This window comes from Pseudobythopirellula maris (assembly GCF_007859945.1).
In the GTDB taxonomy this organism is placed as follows: domain Bacteria; phylum Planctomycetota; class Planctomycetia; order Pirellulales; family Lacipirellulaceae; genus Pseudobythopirellula; species Pseudobythopirellula maris.
Genome location: NZ_SJPQ01000001.1, coordinates 215,545 through 239,028, shown reverse-complemented (window position 1 = coordinate 239,028; position 23,484 = coordinate 215,545). Strand labels below are relative to the sequence as shown.

Genomic DNA, 23,484 nt, shown 5'->3' with positions numbered 1-23,484 from the left:
CCACGGTAAATGGACGTTCGCATGCAACGATCGCCCAAGACTAGGGATCGGTCGGTTCGGGGGGCGCCTTGCCGAATTTCGCCTCGTATCGGGCGGCAAAAGGCTCGGCCAGCGCAGGCGTGCAGAGAAAGCAGAGCGATTCCGGGCGGTTGTGCTCTTCGCACCAGTCGCCGTCCGCCTTGTACCCGGCGATCAGGCTCAGGTCGCAGCGGGTGCAGACCTCTTCAGGAATCGCGTGCTCAACGCACCACCAACCGCTGTGGTCGTGCGCCACGGTCTCGGTTTCCGCGTGCTCGTGCTCATCGTGCTCCGCAGTGTCCGAAGGGCCGCAGCCGGCCATTGCTAGCAACGCCGTCGTTAGCGTCGCGGCTAGGAAATGGTTGGTCTTGTAGTTCATTGCTTCCGTTCCATGGGTGAGAGGTACAAAAAGAATCAGTCGATTGCCTGCTCGGCATTGGTTGTTTTGGTAGGCGCCACTGCAGTACCGCCGACCGGGTCAGGCGCAGCCGTGGCCCGCGTGTCGGCTTCGGCCAACGCCGCCTGGCGGGAGCGGCCGGCCCCGGGGAACACGACGTACAGCACACGCAGCACCAGCAGCGACATGACCATCGCGCTGATCACGCCGCCGATCACCACCGTGGCGAGCGGCCGCTGCACCTCGGCGCCCATGCCGGTGCTCAGCGCCATCGGCACGAAGCCCAACGCGGCCACGAGCGTGGTCATGAGCACCGGCCGGAGCCGGGTCATGGCGGCCTCCTCGACGGCCGACTCGAGGTCGCGCCCGCGGGCGCGGAGCTGCTTGATCGTCGAGACGAGCAGCATGTCGTCCAAGACCGCCACGCCCGAGAGGGCGATAAAGCCGATCGCCGCCGAGATCGAGAACGGCATGCCGCGGACCCACAGGGCGAACACGCCGCCGGTCCATGCGAACGGCACGCCGGTGAAGACCCGCAGCGCGTCGACCCAGTTGTGGTACGTCAGGTAGAGGAGCCCGAAGATCGTGGCCAGGACGATCGGCACAACGATCATCAGTCGAGCCCGGGCGCGCTCCATGTGCTCGAACTGGCCGCCCCAACTGAGGTGGTAGCGGCCGCCGGGGAGCTGGATCTGCTGAGCGATTTTTTGCTGCGCCTCGGCGACAAAACTGCCGACGTCGCGGCCGCGCACGTTGGCCTGGATGCTGATGCGTCGCTGGCCCCATTCGCGGGCGATCTGCGAGGGGCCCTCCACCAGCCGCACCTCGGCCAACCGGCCAAGCGGCAGGCGTTCGCCCGCCGGGGTGGCGACGAGCATGCTCTCGATCGCCTCGGGCGAGGCGCGGTCGGCGCTCGGTAGACGCACAACGAGCGGGAAGCGGTATTGCCCCTCGTAGACATCGCCCACGCGGCGGCCGCCGACCGCCTCGACCAGGTCGAGCACCGCCGTGGCGGGCACGCCGTAACGGGCGATCGCCTCTTGGTCCACTTTGACCTGCAGCACCGGCTGACCGGTCACCTGATCGGCCGCCACGTCGGCGCCGCCCGGCACCGAGGCGAGCACCCGCTCGATGAGGCCCGCGATGCGGACCATCTCGTCGTAGTCATCGCCGAACAGCTTGACGGCCACGTCTGACCGGACGCCGGTGGCGATCTCGTCGAGCCGCAGCTTGATCGGCTGCGAGAAGGCGAGCCGCTGCCCCGGCAAGTCGCGCAGCACGCGCTGGATCTCGGCGGTCAGCTCGGTTTGGGTCGATGCGCGCTTCCATTGGCTGCGCGGGTGGAGCGTGATGAACACGTCGGTGAGCTCGACCCCCATCGGGTCGGTGGCGATCTCGGCCGAACCGATGCGGCTCCAGACGTGGGCCACCTCGTCGGGGAAGGCGGCCAGGATAGCGCGCTCCATCTCGGTGTTGTAACGGGTCGATTCTTCGAGGCTTGTGCCGGCCAGCCGCACGACGTTGATCGCCATCGCCCCCTCGGAGAGCTGAGGAACGAACTCCGACCCCAGGTTCGGCGCGATCATGCCGAACGCCACGAAAAGCACCGTCAGCGCCAAGGCGATGACGGCCGACTTGTGGCGCATCGTGGCGTGCAGCACCGGCCGGTAGAGCCGCTTGGCGAGGCGGATCGGCAGCGGCTCGCGGCGCTCGCTACGCCGCGGCAGCACCAGGCTCGCCAGCACCGGCATGAGCGTCATCGACATCAGCATCGACCCGGCCAGGGCGAAGATCACCGTGAGCGCCATCGGCCGGAACAGCTTGCCCTCAACCCCCTCAAGCGTGAGGATCGGCAGGTAGACGATCATGATGATCAGCTCGCCGAACAGCGTAGGCCGACGCACCTCGAGAGCCGCGTCGCGGACAATCGCCAGCCGGCTGCGTCCGCTGTTCGCGCTGTCGCCCAGCTTGCGGGCGCAGTTCTCGACCATCACCACCGAGCTGTCGACCACCAGGCCGAAGTCGATGGCGCCCAGACTCAGCAGGCTGGCCGCCACGCCGAACTGCAGCATGCCGCTGAAAGCGCACAGCATCGATAGCGGGATCGCAACGGCCACAATCAGCCCCGCCCGCAGACTGCCGAGGAACATGAACAGCACCGCAACCACAAGCAAGCCGCCCTCGAAGAGGTTCTTGCGGGCCGTGTCCAAGACATGGGCCACCAGCTCCGTGCGGTCGTAAACGGTGGTGATCTTCACGCCGGGCGGCAGCGAGCGGCGTATCAGGTCGAGCCGCTCCTTCAGTTCGGTGGTCACCTGGTGCGTGTTCTCGCCCATCAGCGAGAAGCCAAGACCCATGACCACCTCGCCCAGGCCGCCGGCCGTGACGGCGCCGCGGCGGATGGCGTGGCCGATGACCACTTCGGCCACGTCCGACACCCGCACCGGCACCCCGTCTTCCGCCGCGAGCACCACCTGGCCGATCTCGTCGGCGGTGACCGTGCGTCCCTGCCCCTGGACGAGCAGCATCTCGGCGCCGCGGGTGATCGACCCGCCGCCGACGTTGCGGTTGTTGCGTTCCAGCGCCTCGACCAGGTGGTCGAACGTTAGGCCGTACCGGATCAGCCGGTCGGGGTCGACGAGCACTTGGTGCTGCTTCTCGTAGCCGCCCCAGGTGTTCACCTCGGCGACGCCCGGCACGGTGCGCAGCTGCGGCCGCACGACCCAGTCGTGCAGCGTGCGCAGCTCGGTGAGCTTCTGCTCTCGCTCCTCTTGAGGAAGCCGCGAGAGATCGTACCCATCGTACGTGAGCACGTAGTGCAGCACCTCGCCCAAGCCGGTGGCGACGGGCCCCATCTGCGGCGCGTCGACGCCCAGCGGCAGGTTGACCGTGGCGAGTCGCTCGCCCACGAGCTGGCGGGCGAAGTAGACGTCGACGCCGTCCTCGAACACGACGGTCACCTGCGAGAAGCCAAACTTCGAGACGCTGCGCATCTCGTCGAGCCCCGGCAGCCCGCCGATCGCCTGCTCCACGGGGAACGTGAGCTGCCGTTCGACCTCCTCGGGCGTGAGCGCAGGCGCCACGGTGTTGATCTGGATCTGCACCGGCGTGGTGTCGGGGAAGGCGTCGATGTCGAGTTGTCGCAACGAAGCCACCCCCGCCGCCGCCACCAGCAACACCAGCATCACCACTGCCGATCGCCGTCGCAGCGACGCTTCGATGATCCAATTGAGCATGGGCAGGAGTTCCGAGGGTAGCTATGGCGTAGCAGTAGGATCAAAGAGGTCGGGCGGATGCAGAAGACTGCTATGGGTAGGAGATCATCTGATCGCGGCAGTGTTTTTTTGAACGACGAACACTAATCGGCTCAAGTTAGCGAGAATAACTGTCATCTTGCATTTGCATCGATTAGCGAAGATTGGTGTTCCGCTTCCGTCCCCTTAGTGACCGCAGGTGCAGCCCGCTCCGAGGTTGTTCTTGAGGATCTGCGAGCGCAGAACGCCGCTCCCCTCGGTCACGACCACCTCGCCGGGCCAGACGCCGGCGATCGCCTCGGTGAAGCCACCCTGGCTCACGCCGCGTCGGATCGGGCGGGTGTGGAACACCTTCGGGCCGTCGGGTTTGAAGTAGTCGCGGTCGCGCACGAACACCACGTAACACGAGCCGTCCCATTGCACGGCCGACTCGGGAACGACGATCGCTTCGGGGTCGTCACGCAGCAGCACGCGGCCCTTGCCAAAGGTCTCGCTCCGCAACTCGCCACGGGGGTTCTCGAGCACCGCCCGGGCGGAGACGGTGCGGGTGTGGGGGTCGATGTCGGTGCTGATCCAGTCGAGTCGGCCGACGATCGGCGTGCGCAAGCCTTCGGCCTGGAACCGCACCTCTTGGCCTCGCATGAGGTAGGCCGATTCCTCGGTCGGCACGCTCAGCACGAGCCACATCTCGCGGGTATCGGCCACCTGGAACAGCGGCGCCTGGGCGCCGACCACCTCGCCGGCCACGGCGTCGCGACGGATCACCTCGCCCTCGATCGGCGAGACGATCGGCAACAGGTTGCTGGTCGTCGACTCGGGGTCGAGCGTCGCTTTGAGCTCGTCACTCAACCCGAGTAGCCGCAATCGTTCGGCCCGCTGGGCGGGAGACAACCGGGCGAGCTCCTCGACCGGCGGCGCGAGGCCAAGATTCACGAGCGATTGCTGGGCCTGCCGCAGCTTGATCTCGGCCTGCTGCAAGGCGGTTTCCGACTCGAGCATGCGGGCGCCGGGGATGATCTGTTCTTCCGCTAGCGGTCTTAAACGGTCGACCGTTTGCTGCTGGTAGTCGACATCGGCCAACGCGTCGAGCAGCTCGGCCTTGGCCCGGCCGACAGCGGCGGCGTCGACCAGCGCGAGCACGTCGCCCGGCGAAACACGGTCGCCCAAGCTCTTCTCCACCCGCCACAGACTGCCCGCGGCCCGCGACGCGAGCCTCGCCAAGTGCGTTTGGTCGTAGGTAATCTCGCCGTTCGCCTCGACCGCCTCGACCAGAGCGCGACGCTGCACCAGATCGACATCGATGCCGGCCTTATCCACCGCCTCGACCGAGGCGAACTGAACCCGCTGGGCGTTGAGTGGGCAGCCGACCACGTTCTCGGCCCGCTCCCGCAAGTCGAGGACCGCGGCGACTCGCTCCAGCTCCTGCGTCGCGATCACGGGCGGCGATTCGATCTGCACCACTTCGGGATGGCAGAGCGGGCAAGGCTCGAGGCCGTGCTCGTCGCACCAGCCGTATGTTTCGGCGTTGGGCAACAACGAGGCTTGGCACTCCACGCACTCGGCCGCCGGAACGTTGTGCTCTTCGCACCATGGGGTTTCGGCCTCGACCGATGCGCCAACGAGTTCGTCGAAGCTCGGCATGCGCCAGTCGGTCGAGTGGCCCCAGTAGCCGACCAGGCCGATCGCCACAACAGCGGCGACGGTTGGCGCAATGCTCAGCAGCCATCGCAACGGCGAGGCGGCGGCGGGAGCCGGGGGTTGGGGTTGGGGCAGGGTGGCGTCACTCATCGAACGGGCTCCGGCTGGGCCGCAAAGGGAGAGCAAGATCGGATCACGCAGTTCAATTCGCCCCCCACGTTCAGGTGCAAAGCGAATAGTTGCGATCGTGAACGTCGCAGAGAGGCGGGCGTAGCGCGAAGATGCGTCCGGCTAGATCAGCCGAGCGCGTGCGCAAGCCGCGAGAGCGGGCGCAGCGGATCAGATCAAACGCGTGCAGAAGTGCGCGCAGAGGTCCTTGCCCCAGGCGGGGGGGCAGGGGTCGTCGCCCGGCCGGCCAGTGGCGAGCGGCGCCAACGCTTGGCGGCTGAGCGCGGCCGCCAACGGGGCGAAGGTGGGAGCCAAGAATGCGTCGAGGTCGATCAACCCGTCGGCGTAGCCGCGTCCGAAATCGGCGACCGCCGCTCCTTGGCAGATGCAGTCTTGATGTTTGCCGCCATGATCGTGCCGGATAGGCAGATCACTCGTATCGGTGGAGCAAGAGGAGCCAACGCACCGCGCTTCGCAGGTGCGCGCTACGGAGACCTTCGCCACCTGTTCATAGTCGTGGGTCTGAGACACACGATGATGACCGGCCTCTGCGGTGACCGCTTCGCAACCAACGCCGCACGCATGCCCCCCCAGCGCCGGACAAAGCGCGGCGACGAAGGCGAGGACGATCGTGATGGTCCGGTGAAGCAGCAAAGCGGTCGGCGAGGGGTGGTCTATACTGGTAGCGGAGACGCAGAGGCTGCTCCGCCCGAAAAGGTTTTACCTAGCACTATTCTAGGTTTGTGAGCCGGGGCAGGCAAATTCGCGGTCCCAGTTATGCGGCGACTGCTGATTTACCCGATTTCCGGGCAACTGGCAATCGCAAAGCACGCGGGACGGAACTTTTGCCGCACCGACGCGGTCGAAGCCGTTGAAATACTGCCCCCCATAAAAAACGATCGCTTGCTCACTTTGAAACGCCCGACGATATCACCGCCGTCTTCTCGACGCATGGCGCTCAGCCGGCTAGCCCTTGGCTTCGTCCTGATGCTTGCGGGCGCCTTGGCCGCCAATGCCCAGCAGCCGTATCTGAACATCGCCGACTACGGCGCCGTGCGGGGCGACGTGGATTCGACCACGCGGGTGCTCAACACGGCCCTCGAAACGGTCGCCGAGCACGGGCTGCCGATCTACATCCCGGCAGGCGACTGGCCCTGCGGGCCGTTGAAGTTCCCCTACCGCGTGGGCGTACGGCTGATCGGCGCAGGCAACGGCGAGGCCTTCACCCGCCAGCAGCGAGAGAATTTTGGCGGGGCGATGACCCAACTGATCGCGGTCAATCCCAACGAGCCGCTCTTGAGCATCCCCGGTTCGCACGCACGCATCGAGGGGCTCAACCTGCTGGGCGACGGCGCTGGCGTAGGCGTGCTGATCTCCAAGGGCGACCGCAAGGGGATCGGCTCCGGCAAGCACACCTTCGAGCGCGTCACGATTTCGGGCTTTGACGTCGGCGTGAAATGCGGACTCGAAGAGGGGGAGCACAATAACGACATGCTCACCTGGCGCAACTGCCTGTTCGACGACTGCAAGGTCGCCTACCAGACCAACAACCACCAATCGATGGGGCACAGCTTCGACGGGTTGCGAGTGTGGGATTGCCCCTTGGTGTTCGACATCCGCGCCGGCGGCGAGCTCGCCGTGCGTAGCGGTCTCTTCTTTGGCAGCGAGCTGCTGCGGCTTGGCAACGTGGGCGTGAACAACCGCCGCTTCTCGATCCATGGCAAGGTCGACGCCCTGCACGGCGGAAATCTGGTGGCGGTCACTTCGACACGCAAGAACCCGGCCGTGGTGCGTCTTGACTTGCTGGTGAGCGGTCCCCACCCGTGGGTCCTGAGCCGCGTGCACCCCTCGGTGACGGTCGAGGCCGACAAGGTCATCTCGCAGGTCAAGCCGAGCGTGCTTGCCCCCGAGTAGGCGATCTCTCGTACCGCTCCGAGAATCTTGGCCGCAGTCGCAGCCCCTCACGTGCAACCAGCGATCCGGCGGCTATCAATGCGCCCCTTCCGGAGTGGACCGCGAGGCAAGGCGTCGGACCCTTTCGTCAACACGCGGGTAGCATGCCGCAAGGGTGTCTCATAACAGACCCACGGCTCCGTTGCTCATAACGGGGCGTGTGCCTAATGTAGAGGGTGGCCATGCACATAGCAGTGAGCCCTTACAGGTAAAGACTTTTCAAGCTACCGACTTCTCCCCTCTTCAATCACGCGACGCCCTAGGGCGTCGCTCTAGGCCGGGGTCCGGCCGCCTAAATCCACCCGAGAACACACAGCCGCGCCCGGAGACTCCCGGGGGCAGAGAAGGAGCACCGATGAGGCGTCACCGACCCCGCAAGGACCGCCGCGCGCGGACCTCGGCTAAGCGTCGTACGTTGGCCTGCGAGAACCTCGAGCCGCGGCTCGCGCTCACGGTCGTCATCGGCGAGTTCCTGGCGAGCAACGACTCGGGCCTCGAGGATTTCGAGGGCGACAACAGCGACTGGGTCGAACTGCACAACAACGGCGCCGCGACGGTCGATCTCGGCGGCTGGCATCTCTCGGACGACGCCACGGAGCCGACCAAGTGGCAGCTGCCCGCCGGCACGCTGCTCGGCGCCGACGAGCGGCTCGTCGTGTTCGCCTCGGGCAAGGACCTGACCGGGCCCGAGCTGCACACGAACTTCTCGCTCAGCGCCGACGGCGAAGACCTGCTGCTCGTCGCCGCGAACGGCGTGACCGTCGTCGACTCGTTCCTCGATTACCCCGCTCAGCTGAGCGACATCGCTTACGGGGTCGGGGCCGACCGCGACGCCACGGTCGCGGAATCGCTCATCGGCGACGAGGCCGACGCCACGGTGCGGGCCTACCACTCGTCGAGTCCCGACGCGGCGGTCGACGACTTCTGGCGCGACATCGGCTTCGATGATTCTTCTTGGATCCAAACCAAGACCGGCGTCGGCTACGACCGCGACGACAACGCCCTCGACTCGCTGATCTACCAGGAGCTCTCGAGCGGGCAGATGGACTACAACAGCGGCCACGTGAGCGCCTACGTGCGCGTGCCGTTCAACGTGGACAACCCGGCGCAGCTCGCCTCGATGCAGCTCGAGCTGCGTTACGACGACGGCTACATCGCCTACCTCAACGGCGACGAGATCGCCCGCAAGAACGTCGACACGACGTACCGCAACGGCTACAACTTCCTGCTGAACGCCCGCTCGAACCGACCCGACAGCGAAGTAATCAGCACGCCCGACGTGCTGGACCTGTCGGCCTGGATCGAGAAGCTCGAGGAGGGCGAGAACGTGCTGTCGTTCTACGCCGCGAACCACACCAGCGGCTCGCAGCGCAACGACTTCCTGATCGACCCGCTGCTCACCGCCGAGCGGGCCACGGGCGCTGTCGACAACAGCTTCCTGACGGTCCCCACGCCCGGCTCGGAGAACGGCGCCGGCTGGGACGGGCTGGTGGTCGACACCACGTTCTCGGTTGATCGTGGGTTCTACGACGCCCCGTTCACGGTCGAGATCGCCACGCCCGACGCCCCCGGCGCGACGATCCGGTACACGACCGACGGCACGGCGCCGAGCGCCTCGCACGGCGCCATCTATAGCGGACCGGTCTCGATCACGACCACCACCACGCTCCGCGCGGCGGCCTTCCAGGACGGCTACTACCCGACCGACATCGACACGCAGACTTACATTTTCCTCGACGATGTGCTTCAGCAAGACGGCTCGGGTCTGCCTGACTACACCGACTGGGGCTCGCCGCCCGACTGGGATGTCGACCCCACGATCGTCGCGGCGGTCGGCGCCGAGAACCTGAAGGAAGACTTCCAAGCGATCCCCACCGTCTCGCTCGTGATGAACTGGGAGGAGCTGTTCGGCGACGGCGACGAGGACGGCATCTACACCGAGACCGAAGGGTGGAAGTACGAGAGCGACGAGCGGGCCTCGTCGGTCGAGTTCTTCACGGCCGACGGCGCCGAGGAGTTCCACATCGACGCGGCGGTCGAGATCCAGGGCAACTCGACCGTGCGGCGTTGGAACACCGACAAGCTGTCGTTCCAGGTGAAGTTCAAGCACCCCTACGGCGAGGGCGAGCTGAAGGACTCGACGGTGCTCACCAACTCGGCCGTCGACGGCGAGAACGCCGTGGACGACTTCGACACCTTCATCCTCGACGCGCAATACAACTACACCTGGCTGCACGCCAACCCGCAGCAGAACGCGGTGGCCAAGTACATCAACGACCAGGTGGTCTCTGACTACGTGAACCTAGGCGGAGGCTTGTCGCCCCACGGGCGCTGGGTGCACCTCTACCTGAATGGCCAGTACTGGGGCATCTACAACCTGCACGAGCGGCCCGACGACTCGTTCATCCAAGAGTACGAAGGCGGCGACGAGGACGACTACTACGCCATCAAGGCGTTCAACGGCACGTCCGAGCACCCGGAAGAGTTCATCTACGTCGACGGCGGGCTCACCGCCGAGCAGGAGTACTTGCGTTTGCTGGACGAGGCGAACGACGACGTGTCGAACAGCTCCGAGTACGACGACGTCAAAGCGCTGCTCGACATCGACGACTTCATCAACTACATGGTGGTCCACTACTACGCCGGAAACTGGGACTGGGGCCAAGACAACTGGTACGCCACGTACAACCACGTCGACCCCGAGGGGCAGTGGCGGTTCCACGCCTGGGACCAAGAGCACGCCTTCCCCACCGACGACAACCAGGTTTACGGCGAGAACAACTTCGACGTCGGCTACGACCTCACCGCCAAGTACATCGGTGAGGACGAGGACCGCGACGACTACGCCCCCACGCAGATCCACTTCGACTTGATGGAGAGCGAGGAGTACCGGCTGCGCTTCGCCGACCATGTCGAGCGGCTGATGACCCAAGACGGCCTGCTCACTCCGGCCGGCGCGGCGGCGGTGTTCCAGCTGCGAATCGACGAGCTCTCGGGCGCCATCAACGCCGAGGCGGCCCGCTGGGGCGACAACCGCGGCGACTACGACGCGGACGACTGGCTCGCGAACGTGGGTGGCGTGCTGACCGACTTCTTCCCCGTCCGCACGAACATCGTGCTCGGCCAGTTCGACGACCGCGGCTGGCTCGTCGACACGGCGGCGCCGGTGATGAACCAGTACGGCGGCGAGGTGGCGAGCGGCTTCGACTTGACGCTCAGCAACCCCAACGGCGGCGGCGTGGTCTACTACACGCTCGACGGCAGCGACCCGCGGCTCGAGGGGGGCGGCGTGGCGCCGTCGGCCTTGGTTTACTCCGGGGCGATCGACCTCATCGAGTCGACCCAAGTCCGCACGCGCGTGCTCGAAGGGGGTGACTGGAGCGCCGAGGTCGACAAGTCGTTCTTGGTCGACGACCCGCTCACGCTCCGCATCGTCGAGCTCAACTACAACCCGGCCGAGTTTCAGGAGCACGAGTTCATCGAACTGCTGAACTTCGGCGCCGAGCCGATCAGCTTGGACGGCGTCGAGATCGCCGGCTTCGCCAACGACCCCTTCGCGCTGCCCCTGGGCGTCACACTCGGCGCGGGCGAGCGCTACGTCGTGGCACGCAACCCGACGGAGTTCGATGCGCAGTACGGCGCAGGAATCAACCGCGCCCCCACAGGCTACGCCGACGCCAACCTCAGCAACGGCGGCGAGGTCGTCACACTCGTCGGGCCGTTCGGCCAGCTCCTGCAGTCGTTCACTTACAGTGACGACTCGCCATGGCCCGAAGCGGCCGACGGCGACGGTCACTCGCTGGAGTACATCGGCCCGTTCGACATGGACCCGGCCGACGTGACCGCCACAGCGGGCGACCCCTACGACAACGCCGCCAACTGGCGCGCGAGCCTGCTCCTGGGCGGCTCGCCGGGGACCGACGGCTCGCTGGTGGGCGACTACGACGGCAGCGGCGTTGTCGACAGAACGGACTACGACACCTGGGTCTCCGAGTTCGGTGACGTGGTCACGCCGGGAACCGCGTCGGACGGCAACGGCAACGGCGTGGTCGACGCCGCCGACTTCACCGTGTGGCGTGACAACTACACGCCGGCGCCGCCGGCGTTGCTGGTCGCCGAGACGGCAGCCGATGAAGCGATCGCCGAAGAAGCGGCTGACGCCGAACCGCCGGCAGTCGAGACCGACACGACCATCGCCGCCTCGCAGCCCGCGTTCGCATTCCTCATGACGCCGACCGGCGAGACACGTGAAACCGAACTCGCCGCGAGCGAAACAGCGCCGGCCGCCGTGGCGTTCGATCTGGCGATCGAAGATTTGGACCGCCAGCGCGGCCGCCGCGGTAACGACGAAAGCGGCTCCGACTGGGGCGACCGCCCGACGCGTGACGACCACGCCGACCACCGCCCGCAGCACGATGAGGCCCTCGGCGAATCGGTCGGTCGTCGACTGCGGCACGGGTGGAGCTGAGGGCCCGCCCGACCGGCCTGAGGCGCCAGCCTTAGAGCGGTTTTCGAATTGGTGTGGACGAGCGGGGAAGCGATTGGCGGCGTGGCGAGGAAGCCGAAGCAGGCAATGCGGTGCAATGTCAATGCAGGCTGACGAAGCCATGACGCCGATCGCGAGCCGAGCGTCTACACCAATGAGCAAACCGCTCTAGGCGTGAAATAGCACAAGCGCCAAGCCGCCACGGCTGATGGCTACAACCGGCCTGCGCTTCGGGGTAATATGGGAAGACCGGCTGGCCATTCGGCCGCCGCCACTCCTCTCCCCCCTTCTTCGGCGCCACCATGCTCAAGTTGTTTTTCTCGGCTGTGTTGCTCGCGATCTACCTCGGCGCCGGTTCCGCCGTCGCGCAAGAGCCGGTGCTGCTGCTGCCCTATTTCGACAGTAACGGCGAGAACGGCGTGTACCTCGCTTGGAGCGAAGACGGCCGCGAGTTCCACGCCGTCAACAGCAACGAGGCGATTTTCACGCCCCCCGCGTGGAAGAACCAAAGCCTGACCCGTGACCCGTCGATCGTGTACCACGACGGGCGGTTCCACATGGTCTGGACCTCGAACTGGAAAGGCGAGGTTTTCGGCTACGCCTCGTCGCCCGACCTGAAGAGCTGGTCCGAGCCGCTGATGATCGAGCCCTGGCGGGGCGAGGGCGAGAAACCCAACAACGTGTGGGCGCCGGAGATCTGCTGGGACCACGTTGCCGACGAGTTCAAGGTCGTCTGGTCGTCGACCCTGCCGAGCGAGCTGGCCGACGGCGACGGCAACGACGACCGCCACGGCGGCGACCACCGGATGTACTACCTGACCACCACCGACTTCCAGCAGTTCAGCGACCCGCAGCCGATCTTCGAGGGCCGCGACGAGGACCTGATCGACGCCCACCTGGTGTTCGACGCCGAGGGCGACCGCTGGGTGATGAATTACAAGAAGGAAGTCTCCGCCGCGCGCGGCGGCAAGAACATCCGTTTGGCCTTCAGCCCGCCGGAGATCACGCCCCGCAGCTTCAGCGACGCTGGCGGTCCGATCGTGGGACAGGGGACGTCGATCAGCCCGATGAACGCCGAGGGCTCGTCGCTCGTCCCGTGGCGAGGCGAGTGGCTGCTCTACTGGGACAGCTACTCCAACCGGCACTACTCGATGGCGTCGTCGTCCGACCTTCAAGAGTGGTCCGACGAGAGCGACCAACTCCGCATGCCGGTGAGGCATCCGCGTCACGGCACGGTCTTTATCGCCGACCGTGAGAATATTGGCTGGGAGCTCACCAAGTCTTCTGACGAGTAGAACCACGACGGAACAAAGCAGCGACGAAAGAAGCTGCAAGTTTCAACCACATCGGTGGCAAGGAATGCGTTCCTAACGGTAAAGATGCGCCGGTCGTTAGACCGTTCCTCTTCGTTTCCTCGTTGCTCCATCGTTCCTTCGTGGTTCATCGCTTTACTTCTCTTAGCCCGACGAGCCCCCCGCCGATGCACCGCCTGCTGCTAGTCGTCGCCCTGCTGGCCCCCTCGCTCGCCCACGCCGCGGAGGCGCCCGATTGGGAGAACCCCGCCGTTGTTGAGATCAACCGCCTGCCGGTTCGGTCGACCTTCACGCCGTACGCCGACAAGGCGGCCGCAAACGCCGGCGGGGCGTCGGACCGCGTCGTGAGCCTCAACGGCGCCTGGCGGTTCCACTGGGCGCCGAAACCCGAAGAACGGCCCGTCGATTTCTACCAGCCCGCGTTCGACGCCAGCGGTTGGGACGAGATCCGTGTGCCGGGCAATTGGCAGATGCAGGGCTACGGCGTGCCGATCTACACGAACACCAAGTACCCGTTCCGCAAGGCGCCACCGCGGGTCACGCTCGACCCGCCCAAAGACTTCACCCAATCCGAGCTGCGCAACCCAGTCGGCAGCTACCTTCGCACTTTCTCACTCCCCGAAGGTTGGGACGGCAAACGGGTCACGATCTTGTTCGCCGGCGTGAAGAGCGCGTTCTACGTCTGGCTCAATGGCGAACGCATCGGATACAGCCAAGACAGCATGTGCCCGGCCGAGTTCGACCTGACCGAGCACCTCACCGATGGCGAGAACCTGCTGGCCGTGGAGGTCTACCGCTGGAGCGATGGCAGCTACCTCGAAGACCAAGACATGTGGCGCCTGAGCGGCATCTTCCGCGACGTCGATCTCGTGGCCCACTCCGCCGTGGCGTCGTTACAAGATTTCTATGTGACGACCGACCTGGACGACGACTACCGCGACGCCGAGCTCAAGATCAGCGCCCGTCTCGAACGGGCCTCGGACGCTAGCGACAAAGCCTTCACACTAACCGCCCGCGTGTACGCCCCCGGCGGCGACGAGCCGATCGCGGAACTCGCGAGCGAGCCTGTCGAGTGGGACGCCGATGGCGCCGCGCAGGTCGCGCTGTCGCATCAACTGACCAGTCCCGCGTTGTGGTCGGCCGAGAAGCCGGCGCTCCACCGGCTGGTGCTCACGCTCCGCGGCGCCGACGGCGCTGAGCTCGAATCGATTCCCTGGCGGTTCGGCGTGCGTGAGTACGAGTTCCGTGACAAGAAGTTCTGGGTCAACGGCCAGTCGGTCAAGCTCAAGGGCGTCAACCGCCACGAGCACCACCCACGAACCGGCCGCCACGTCGACCACGCCACGATGCGGCTCGACGCCGAGCTGATGAAACGAGCGAACGTCAACTTCGTGCGCACCAGCCACTACCCGAACGACCCCTACTGGTACGCCCTGTGCGACGAGCTCGGCCTGTACGTCATGGACGAGGCGAACCAAGAAAGCCACGGCTTCGGCACGGGCAGCCGCGCCTTGGGCGACAACCCCGACTGGGAATTCGCCCACGTCGATCGCGGCGTTTCGATGGTCGAGCGCGACAAGAACCACGCCTCGGTCGCCGTGTGGTCGCTCGGCAACGAGGGGGGATCGGGCCGCTGCCTCGTGGCGATGCGGCGCGCAATGGAGCGGGTCGACTCGACCCGGCCCTACTTCTATCACGCCGACGAGGCGACGACCGATTGGCGTGACATCGACTACCCCACGATCGATCAGGTGGAGGAGTATTTCGAGGAAGCCAAAGACCGGGGCCCGCGCGGCAAGGGCGTGCTGGTGCGCGAGTACGCCCACATGATGGGCAACTCGGGCGGCAACCTGCGTGAGCATGTCGACGCCCTCTACCGCCACCCGAACTACGTCGGCATGGCGATCTGGGACTGGGTCGATCAGGCGATCGCCAAGCCGCGGGACGGATCACCGCTCGCCTACGGCCAGGACCCGGCGAGGCTCACGCTCGACGACAGCGAGTACTGGGCTTACGGCGGCGAGTTCGGCGACAAGCCGAACGATCTCGATTTTTGTATCAACGGCGTGATCGGCGCCGACCGTCAGCCGCACCCGCACTACTGGGAGGTACGCCACGCCTACCAGCCGGTCTTGCTGGAAAGGATCGACGGCCAGCCAACCGTGCGGTTGACGAACCGTTTCAACTTCACCGATCTGAGCGAACTCCGCTGGAAATGGTCGGTCACAGCCGACGGCGTGGAGGCTGCCGCGGGCGAGCTGGCGTCGCCCAACGCGGCGCCGGGCGAGTCGATCGAGGTAGCCGTACCGGGGTTCGACGCTCCCTATAATTCAAAAGCCGAAGTCCGCGGCGTGCTCTCCGCCGAGCTCAAGGAGGCGCCCCCCTGGGCGCCGGCCGGGTTTGCTGTCGCACGAGAGCAGTTCCTGCTGCAGCCCAAGCCGTACGAACCGATCACGCCACGCCAGGGATCGGGCCTCGCGGTCGAAGAGAGCGACGGGAAGATCGTCGCTTCGAACGCGCGCACGCTTTTCATCTGGGACGCATCGAGCGGCGCCCTGGTCTCCTGGAAACGCAACGGCGCCGAGCTGCTCGCCCAGCCGCTCGAGCCGCACTTCTGGAAGCCGACCAACCGCAATCAGAAGGGCAACGGCTACGCCGAACGCTTGGGCGCGTGGCGCACCGCGGCGGCCGATCGCGAGCCGCTCGGTCATTCCGCCTACCAGGCGGGCCTCGGCGTGGTGATCGCCAGCTTCGATTTCCGGCTGCCGGTAGGCGACTCGTCCTGCCGCCTCGTCTACTCGGCCTTGCCGACGGGGCAGATCGAGGTTGACCTACAGTACACGCCCGGCGCCGAAGCGGGCGAGACGCCCAGCCTGCCGAAGTTTGGCGTGCGACTGGCCCTTCGCGGCGCCAGTCGCACGGTCGCCTGGCAAGGACGCGGCCCGCACGAGAACTACATCGACCGCAAAGACTCGGCGTTCGTCGGCAACTACGAGTCGCCCCTCAGCGAGTTCGTGACCCATTACGCCTTCCCCCAAGACAACGGCGCCCGCACCGGGGTGCGTTGGCTCGAGCTGCGTGGCGGCGCCGAGCCGGGGCTGCGTGTCGAGGGGAGCCAGCCACTGACGATCCGCGCGTGGCCCTTCGACGAGAACGACCTGGAGAACACACAGCGCGATCACGAGCTGCCGCAGCGTGACTTCGTCTACCTCAACATCGACGAACGCGTGCACGGCGTCGGCGGGGACAACAGCTGGGGCAAACGGACGATGGACAAGTACACCGTCCCCTCGAACGAGCCCCGCAAGCTGCGCTTCGTGCTCACACCGATCGAGTGAATCGCGTGTGCCCGGTCTGACGCCGCACTCTTCTCAGCGCGAAGCGACAACTGCAATAAAGGCCAGTTTTCCGACGAACAGCCTGTAATGCTCGATATATTTCTTTTTCTTCTCGAGGCGCGGGCTATTTTTGACATGCTCGTTGAGGGCTTGCCAACAGAGTGAGCTACGCGCAAGGCTCAGCCAAGGAGTCGGTTCTTATGCGGTTCGTCCCCCCCCTGCCTGCACGCAGATTGAAGATCAGTCTGTTTATTGTGACGGCATTCGGCCTTCTTTCTTGTTGGCCGACCCACGAGTCTTCTGCCGCGATCACAACTAACGGCAACCTCACACCGGCGTACAACGGCGTCGAAGACCCCTGGAACACCGGTGCGGCGGCTCTTGTCATTGGCGACTCACACAACGGGTCTATCGAGGTCGACGCGGGGAGCGAAATCGTTTCTCGTGAGACTCGCCTTGGCGTCCACCAAGGCGCCAATGGCACGTTGCGTATCAGTGGCGATGATTCTTTCTACGGCGTCTATCTCGGGGGCTCCGTCGTCGGAGCCGAAGGGCTAGGCGCCATCGAGGTTCTGGATGGCGCCGGCTATTACCAGAGCTACCTGCTCAAGCTGGGCGACTCGCCGGGATCATTCGGCTCGGTAACCGTGTCGGGGGAAGGCTCCTCTTGGGAGCAGAGCGCCCACGCTCTGCCGGGTAAGAGTGTTTATGTCGGCAACGCCGGACGGGCAGAACTCTCCGTGCTCGACGGCGCCGATTTCTTGGCGTCTCACCTGCGAATCGGCGTCGAGTTGGGCAGCAACGGCAATGTCGTTGTGTCCGGCGCAGGTTCGACTTTGCACTCGAACGCGTTTGGCGACCAAGGATTACTCCAAGTCGGCATGGCGGGCGCCGGCTCCTTGAGCGTGGTTGAAGGTGGCTCGGTGAAATTCGCCGGGGGCGGGATCTCAGGCGGCGATCAAGGCGAGTTGAGTCGGGTTGTCGTGTCCGGTTTGGGATCGACGCTCGAACTGCGCGCGTTGCTAATTGTCGGTTCCGAACGGAGCGCGTTGCTGATCGTTAAGGAAGGGAGTCGGTTCGTATCGCCCGGATCATTACGGATTGGCAACCTGCACGTCGACGAGAAGCAACTAGGCACGGTAGCGGTTGCTGGCGAAAACTCTCTTGTCAGCGCCCATGAAATCAATGTCGGCGGCCATAGCAACGGCTTGAATAGCAGCGGGGTCTTGCGAGTCACCCACCAGGCCTCCGTCGCTGTCAGCGGCGCCCTCGATATCGCCGACCTCAGCGGCACGCCCACCGGTGTCTATCTGCACTCGAGCGGCTCGCTCGCGCTAACGGGCGACACGAGCGCCTCGCTCGAGGCGTTCCTCGACCAGATCGAGGGCCGCAGCGACGCGGTCTACTACCCCACGCCCCACGGCTGGCGGTCGATCACCGAGGCGACGCGCGGGGTCGACTACACGCTCGACTTGATCGTCGGCGGCGAGTTCGACGGCTACACGCGGCTCACCGTGCTCGCCGTGCCCGAACCGGCGGCTGGCTTGTTGGTTCTGCTGGCCGTCTCGGTAATAGGCTGCGGCCGACATGGGCTGTGCAGGTGAGGCAAAAACCGCCCACCGATACAAGCGAATAAGACGCGGATCCGGCCAGGGGATTCACGCTTGATTCACGCGTATTCGCAGGCATTTTCTGAATCACCGCGAAGAGGTGAGCTCGGCGGTCGCCGGCTGCAGGCCGTCGCTCGCGGCGGTCACCTTGAGCGAACCGCCCGCGCCGCTCTGCGTGCGGACGATCGCCACCGCCTTGCCGCTGAACAGTACCAGCTCGTCGGATTGGAACGGCTCGAGCGACAACGGGTTGCCGTTGCCGACGCCGGCCACCTCGCACGGCCCCTCCAATTCGAGCCGCACGCGGGCGTCGGCCGTGGGGCAGGGGACGCCCTGCGTGTCGAGCGCTTCGACCGTGAGGTAGCAGAGGTCCTCGCCGTCGGCAGCGAGTTCCGTGCGATCGGGCGTGAGCCGCAGTCGGGCCGGCTCGCCGGCGGTGCGGACCGTCGTCTCGCCGAGCGGCTCGCCATCCTTCTTGACGACGACCTTGATCTCGCCCGGCTCGTATCTGACATTGTTCCACCGCAGGCGGTAGTCGTACGTGGGGGCGTAGTAGTCGTTTTCCTTGGGCGACTCGTAAACCGCGAAGCTCTTGATCGCAGGTTTGGCCCGTTCAAGACACTTGCCGAACACGAGCCGCACGTGGCGCCCCTCGCCATCGACCGAGAGAAACGCCTCGGGCACGCCGCCCCACATCGGCTCGCGGGTCTCGGTGTGCCGGCCGATCTCGCGCCACGTGTTGCCGTCGTCTGACGCCTCGACCGTGTAGCCGTACAGCTTCGACTGGCGGGGAAAGACGAGGCCGATCGTGGCGAGCTTACGCTCCTCGCCCAGGTCGACGGCGAACCACGGGTTTTGGTCGTCTTCGGCCACGGCCCAGCCGCCGCCTTCGGTGGCCAGTGCTTGCTGCGCGGGCTTGCCGTCGGCGTGCGAGCTCGCCGTGGCCGTGGCGCGCACGGCCACGTTGGCGGGTTGCGGGGGTCGCTCCCCCTTGCGCCGCACGCCCTGCGAGCGGCCGTTCACAAACAGCTCGCCCTCATCGCCGTTGGTGTAGACCATCACCGGCACGCCCTTACCCTTTTGACCAGCGGGGCCTTCATGGCCGGACCAATTCCAGTGCGGAGCGATGTGGATCGTCTTCGCCTCGGGACGCCAGTGGCTGCGGTAGAGGTAGTAGCGGTCCTTGGGCAAGCCGACCAAATCGACGGCGCCGAAGTACGAGCTGCGGGCCTCCTGCGAGAACGGCGTCGGCTCGCCCAAATAATCGAAGCCGGTCCAGACAAACTCGCCGGCGACGTACGGGTCGTTCTTCATCAGGTCGAACTCGACCTCGGCCAAGTCGGACCAGCCGGCCGCGTTGAGCTCGAAGGCGCTCACCTGGTGCTCGTCATGGGCGTAGTCGCACTTGTCCGTGGCGAGCGGCAGGTGGTACCAGCCGCGGGTGCTCAGGGCCGAGGCCGACTCGCTGTAGACGATCGGCTTGTCGGGGTACCGCTCGCGGTAGCGGGTGTAACGGCGGGCGTAGTTCCAGCCCGTCAGGTCGAGCGAATCGAGGATCTTCGTCTCGGCCGTGCTGGGGATGAAGCAGCCCAGGCCGACCGGCCGCGTGGAGTCGTGCCTTAAGAACTCTTGGCGTGCGAAGGCGACCCGCTCGGGCGACTTGCCCTCCTTCTCGTGCGGTTGATTGAGGATCTCGTTGCCGATCGACCAAACAACGACCGACGGGTGGTTGCGGTCGCGGCGGACGAACTCGCGGGCGTGCTTGGCGACGTACGGCTCGAAGGGCGGCTCGCCCTCCACTCGGCCGGCGGTTCCGCCCCATTTGTCGAACAACTCGTCCCACACCAAAATGCCCATCCGGTCGCATAGGTCGAGCACCTCACGCGCGGGGGTGTTGTGGCTGGTGCGGATGGCGTTGGCGCCCATCGACTGCATGATCTCGAGCTGCCGCTCAATCGCCCGCGTGTGGAAGGCCGCGCCCAGGGGGCCGTGGCCGTGATGCAGGTTGACGCCCTTGAGCTGCACCCGGCGGCCGTTCAGGTGGAACCCGTCGTCGGCGGTAAACTCGAACGTGCGCACGCCGAATGGTGTTTCGCGGCGTTCTACCACTTGGCCGTCGACCCGTAGCAACGTGACGGCTGTGTAGAGGTGGGGGTGGTCGACATCCCATCGCCGTGGGTTGGGGATCTCGTGCTCGCCTTCGACAACCGGCGTCTCGCCCTGACGCGCCTCGCTGGCGTAGCTCTTGCTTGCGACCACCTTGCCGTCGGGGTCAAGGATCTCGACCTCGACCTCAAACGGATCGGAGAGCCCGGCGTGGCACTCGATCTCGTTGGAGATCACGACCCGCGCTGCCGAGTCCGACACGTGGGACGTCGTGATGCGGGCGCCGTGCCGCGCCAGGTGCACCGGGGGGCTCACCACCAGAGAGACTTTGCGGTAGATCCCGGCGCCGGGGTACCAGCGGGTTTTGAGCCGGGTCGTGTCGGCGCGCACCGCGACCACGTTCGACCGGCCGAATCGCAAGTAAGGCGTGGCGTCGACGCGGAACGAGGCGTAGCCGTAGTCGCCCTCGAATGCCAGCTGGCCGTTGATGTAGACCTTGGCGAACGCCATCACACCGTCGAAGTCGAGGTAGACACGCGAACCCTTCTTCGCGGCGTCGAGCGAGAACCACTTGCGGTACCAGCCGACGCCACGCCAAGGCAGTTTGCCGGCGTAGCCATTTTCTTCGGGGTTGAAGGGACCGGCGATCGCCCAGTCGTGCGGCGTGGTGACGCTCGACCACGCGAGGTCGTCGAAGTCGATCTGTTCGGCGCCTTCGGGATCGCCACTGGAGAACCGCCAGCCATGGTCAAAGCCGCGCGTGCGGGCCTCGGCGGAAGCCGCCGCCATGACGCCGAGCGTCGCTGCCGCCATGAGGACGCACCGGAAGCCGTACGTTCGTGATAAATTCATAAGGTGCTAGCCGACAAAGATGAGACTTCTGGGAGCAGCCGCGCTGAACGCGACGGCGCGCGGGCAGAGCGGCTTTCGTACATGAGCAGCGTCCGCTCGGCAAGGAACGCTAACAAAAAGCTTCGTTCGACTGTAGAGCCCCCCATCGCCGCGCCGCCAACCTTTCTCTATTCAGCCACGACCGCCAAGCCGTACATCGCCCGCGCCTCGTCGCCATCGCCCATCGAACCGAGGACCACGGTCTCGCCCGCGGCGCAGCGGCGGCGCCAGACGTCGAAGCGGTTGTCGACGCTGCGTCCCGCCCCCCGCTCCAACACGTACGACGGATTGCCCTGCCAAGCGTCCTCGTCTAGGCCCACGACCATGGCGGTCTTCTCAAAGCCCGCGGCGAGCCATTCGGGCGGCGCCGTCCGCTGGTCGAAAAAGAGATAGAGAGTGGCGTTCTCGGCGAACTCGACGTTCAGTGAGAGCCGCGGCAGGTAGCGATAATCGTTGGCGGTTCGCACGTAATCGGCGCCGCGCAGTTCGCTCGGCAACCCGTCCGCGTCGACGCCGTTCCACTGGTGCGGATGGTCGACATAGGCGGGCGCGTCTTCCAGCAAACCGCTGGCGATGACTTGATAAAAGCCGACACTCTCCCGCGCCTCGAAGTGATCCCACACCGCCGCGATGGCGCCCCCCTCCGGCCGGTCGAGGGTCGACCAGTGGCCGCCGAGCGACTCGCCGTGGACCTGGAAGATGCGTTCGATCTTGCCACGCGGGTCGACGCGGGCCGCCTCGCCCTGCGTCAGCCGCCGCTCGAAGCGTTCTTCGCTGGCGGCGGGCGCCTTGAGGTCGACCTCGCCTTCGAACACCACCACGTCGGTCTTTCCACTGACGCGGGTCGCCACGCCAAACCGCGTTCCCAAGTCGACCACGTCGATCGCCGGGGTGGCGATCGTAAACCCGCGGGCCCAGCGCGGCACGTCGGCCGTCGCCTGCCCCTCTTCGAGCCGCACCAGCATGCCGTCCACCACGCTGCAGCGTGCCGGCCCAATAAGCTCCACCGACACGCCACTGGCAAACTCCAACGCCAACCGCCCCGAGTCGATCTCGATCACGCCCGCGGCGAAGCGGTCGCCCGCCTCGGCAAGCAACGCCGTCGTGGCCTCGCCAAAAGCCACGCCGCTCGAGTCGAGCACCTTGCCGAGCGCTTCGTGAGAGGCCCCGCCCAATCTCCCCCACAGAGCGCCTGCGGAGAGCAACGCCACGAGGATCGAGGCGGTGAACCAGTACCAATACCGCCGCTGCCCCGCCACGACCGATCGCAGGCTCGGCACGGCCTGCACGGCTTGGTAACCGACGAGGTGGGGCCCCGCGTCGCCCTCCGCGCCGGCGGACGGCGAGAGCATCCACATCAGCAAGCTGTGCGTGCGCAGCTGGGAGATCACCGACGGGCGGAGCTCCGGCTGTTGGTCGAGCAAGCGGCGCAGCTCGTCGCACTCGGCGTCGGTCGGGGCGCCGCCGAGCACCGTGTCGAGCAACTCCTGAACGCGTGCTTCTTGCTGGATCATGGGGTGAACCGTTTGCTGGGTCCCGTTGGCAGGCGAGCCTCAACGCAGCGCGAGAGCGCGGCGCGGATGCGGTACAACTGCGCCGAAACGTTGTTCGGCGTCACTCCCATCCGCAACGCTATCGATTTCACGCTGAGCACGCCCTGGTAGCGGTCGTGGATCAGCTTGCGTTGCTCTTCCGGGAGGCTTTCGAGACAGTTCCGCAGGGCGGCCAGCCGCGTGTCGGCCGGGGTTGGGTCGGTCTCGCACTGAACACTCATCGCGCGGACGAACTCGTCGCTGAAAACCAACCGCGAGCGGCCGCGCGCCTTGCGGTGCGCCAGCACACGGTGGTAGGCGAACTTCAGCGCCCACGGCAAGAAAGGCCGCTGGAAATCGTACATGGCGTGATTCTTCCAGAGGTCGATGCTCGCCTCCTGCACCACGTCCGCCGACGCCTCGTCTCCCGCCATCAGCATGCTGACGTAGGAGTAGATGTCGCGCTGGTGGGCGGTCAGGAGCTCCACGAATCGCTGTCGGCGTTGGTCGTCGTTCACTGAGAGCGCCGCTGTGGTTGGACAACGAATAGGGGGGAGAGCGCAGGTCCGCCGAGCCTCTCTCCTCGAAAATAAGCACGGCGGAACGCGATCTGACGCAAAATCTGATTTTATCCGTGAGATCCCTCCGCCAAGGGCTTAAACCTGCAGGTATCGTGAAGACTGCGCCGCTCAGCGGCCGCCGCTCAGCGGCCGCCGCTCTCGATTTGCAACACTTTTCGCATCGCCGCCCTTCAGAGTGGCTCCAGCCAACGCGCTGCCA

Annotated in this window: 12 protein-coding genes; 5 read left to right on the top strand and 7 right to left on the bottom strand. The window is 66.1% G+C overall.

Annotated features, from left to right (window positions below):
- Positions 1-40: 40 nt before the first annotated feature.
- The 4 genes from Mal64_RS00865 to Mal64_RS00850 all read right to left on the bottom strand — a co-directional run bounded on the left by Mal64_RS00865 (position 41) and on the right by Mal64_RS00850 (position 6,129).
- Positions 41-397 carry an RND transporter gene (locus tag Mal64_RS00865; RefSeq protein ID WP_146395777.1) on the bottom strand — a complete coding sequence of 119 codons (357 nt, stop codon included), beginning with the start codon at positions 395-397 and terminating at the stop codon, positions 41-43.
- Positions 398-432: 35 nt separating this feature from the next.
- Positions 433-3,651: an efflux RND transporter permease subunit gene (locus tag Mal64_RS00860; RefSeq protein ID WP_146395774.1), complete on the bottom strand. Its 3,219-nt coding sequence runs from the start codon at positions 3,649-3,651 to the stop codon at positions 433-435.
- Between the two features lie 204 nt (positions 3,652-3,855).
- Positions 3,856-5,457 carry an efflux RND transporter periplasmic adaptor subunit gene (locus Mal64_RS00855; RefSeq protein WP_146395772.1) on the bottom strand — a complete coding sequence of 534 codons (1,602 nt, stop codon included), beginning with the start codon at positions 5,455-5,457 and terminating at the stop codon, positions 3,856-3,858.
- A 189-nt stretch (positions 5,458-5,646) separates the two neighbouring features.
- Positions 5,647-6,129, bottom strand: a complete 483-nt coding sequence (locus Mal64_RS00850) for a hypothetical protein (protein ID WP_146395770.1) — start codon at positions 6,127-6,129, stop codon at positions 5,647-5,649.
- A gap of 297 nt (positions 6,130-6,426) precedes the next feature.
- On the opposite strand from Mal64_RS00850, the gene Mal64_RS00845 reads away from it, so the two are divergent.
- The 5 genes from Mal64_RS00845 to Mal64_RS00825 all read left to right on the top strand — a co-directional run bounded on the left by Mal64_RS00845 (position 6,427) and on the right by Mal64_RS00825 (position 18,169).
- Positions 6,427-7,389 carry a hypothetical protein gene (locus Mal64_RS00845; protein ID WP_146395768.1) on the top strand — a complete coding sequence of 321 codons (963 nt, stop codon included), beginning with the start codon at positions 6,427-6,429 and terminating at the stop codon, positions 7,387-7,389.
- A 394-nt stretch (positions 7,390-7,783) separates the two neighbouring features.
- The gene (locus Mal64_RS00840; protein WP_146395767.1) at positions 7,784-11,896 is read left to right on the top strand and encodes a lamin tail domain-containing protein; all 4,113 of its coding nucleotides are present in this window, start codon (positions 7,784-7,786) and stop codon (positions 11,894-11,896) included.
- A 320-nt stretch (positions 11,897-12,216) separates the two neighbouring features.
- On the top strand, positions 12,217-13,209 hold the full coding sequence (locus tag Mal64_RS00835; protein WP_146395765.1) for a glycoside hydrolase family 43 protein: 993 nt from the start codon (positions 12,217-12,219) through the stop codon (positions 13,207-13,209).
- Positions 13,210-13,394: 185 nt separating this feature from the next.
- A complete protein-coding gene (locus Mal64_RS00830) occupies positions 13,395-16,565 on the top strand; it encodes a glycoside hydrolase family 2 TIM barrel-domain containing protein (RefSeq protein ID WP_146395763.1) in 3,171 nt (1,056 codons plus the stop codon).
- Positions 16,566-17,050: 485 nt separating this feature from the next.
- The gene (locus tag Mal64_RS00825; protein WP_197525311.1) at positions 17,051-18,169 is read left to right on the top strand and encodes a hypothetical protein; all 1,119 of its coding nucleotides are present in this window, start codon (positions 17,051-17,053) and stop codon (positions 18,167-18,169) included.
- A gap of 93 nt (positions 18,170-18,262) precedes the next feature.
- Here Mal64_RS00825 and Mal64_RS00820 read toward each other — a convergent pair whose 3' ends face one another.
- From Mal64_RS00820 to Mal64_RS00810, 3 genes are all read right to left on the bottom strand, one after another.
- Entirely contained in the window at positions 18,263-21,133 is a 2,871-nt protein-coding gene (locus Mal64_RS00820) for a glycoside hydrolase family 2 TIM barrel-domain containing protein (protein ID WP_146395759.1), read from the bottom strand.
- A gap of 167 nt (positions 21,134-21,300) precedes the next feature.
- Positions 21,301-22,686, bottom strand: a complete 1,386-nt coding sequence (locus tag Mal64_RS00815) for a FecR domain-containing protein (protein WP_146395757.1) — start codon at positions 22,684-22,686, stop codon at positions 21,301-21,303.
- Positions 22,683-23,222, bottom strand: coding sequence for a sigma-70 family RNA polymerase sigma factor (locus Mal64_RS00810; RefSeq protein ID WP_197525310.1), 540 nt, complete (start codon positions 23,220-23,222; stop codon positions 22,683-22,685). The genes Mal64_RS00815 and Mal64_RS00810 overlap by 4 nt, the downstream gene beginning before the upstream one ends.
- Positions 23,223-23,484: the final 262 nt, after the last annotated feature.

Bases quoted from the DNA above. Each gene is read 5' to 3' on its own strand.
- Mal64_RS00820 (WP_146395759.1), bottom strand. From the start codon at position 21,133: ATGAATTTATCACGAACGTACGGCTTCCGGTGCGTCCTCATGGCGGCA.
- Mal64_RS00865 (WP_146395777.1), bottom strand. From the start codon at position 397: ATGAACTACAAGACCAACCATTTCCTAGCCGCGACGCTAACGACGGCG.
- Mal64_RS00835 (WP_146395765.1), top strand. From the start codon at position 12,217: ATGCTCAAGTTGTTTTTCTCGGCTGTGTTGCTCGCGATCTACCTCGGC.
- Mal64_RS00830 (WP_146395763.1), top strand. From the start codon at position 13,395: ATGCACCGCCTGCTGCTAGTCGTCGCCCTGCTGGCCCCCTCGCTCGCC.
- Mal64_RS00845 (WP_146395768.1), top strand. From the start codon at position 6,427: ATGGCGCTCAGCCGGCTAGCCCTTGGCTTCGTCCTGATGCTTGCGGGC.
- Mal64_RS00840 (WP_146395767.1), top strand. From the start codon at position 7,784: ATGAGGCGTCACCGACCCCGCAAGGACCGCCGCGCGCGGACCTCGGCT.
- Mal64_RS00860 (WP_146395774.1), bottom strand. From the start codon at position 3,651: ATGCTCAATTGGATCATCGAAGCGTCGCTGCGACGGCGATCGGCAGTG.
- Mal64_RS00855 (WP_146395772.1), bottom strand. From the start codon at position 5,457: ATGAGTGACGCCACCCTGCCCCAACCCCAACCCCCGGCTCCCGCCGCC.
- Mal64_RS00815 (WP_146395757.1), bottom strand. From the start codon at position 22,686: ATGATCCAGCAAGAAGCACGCGTTCAGGAGTTGCTCGACACGGTGCTC.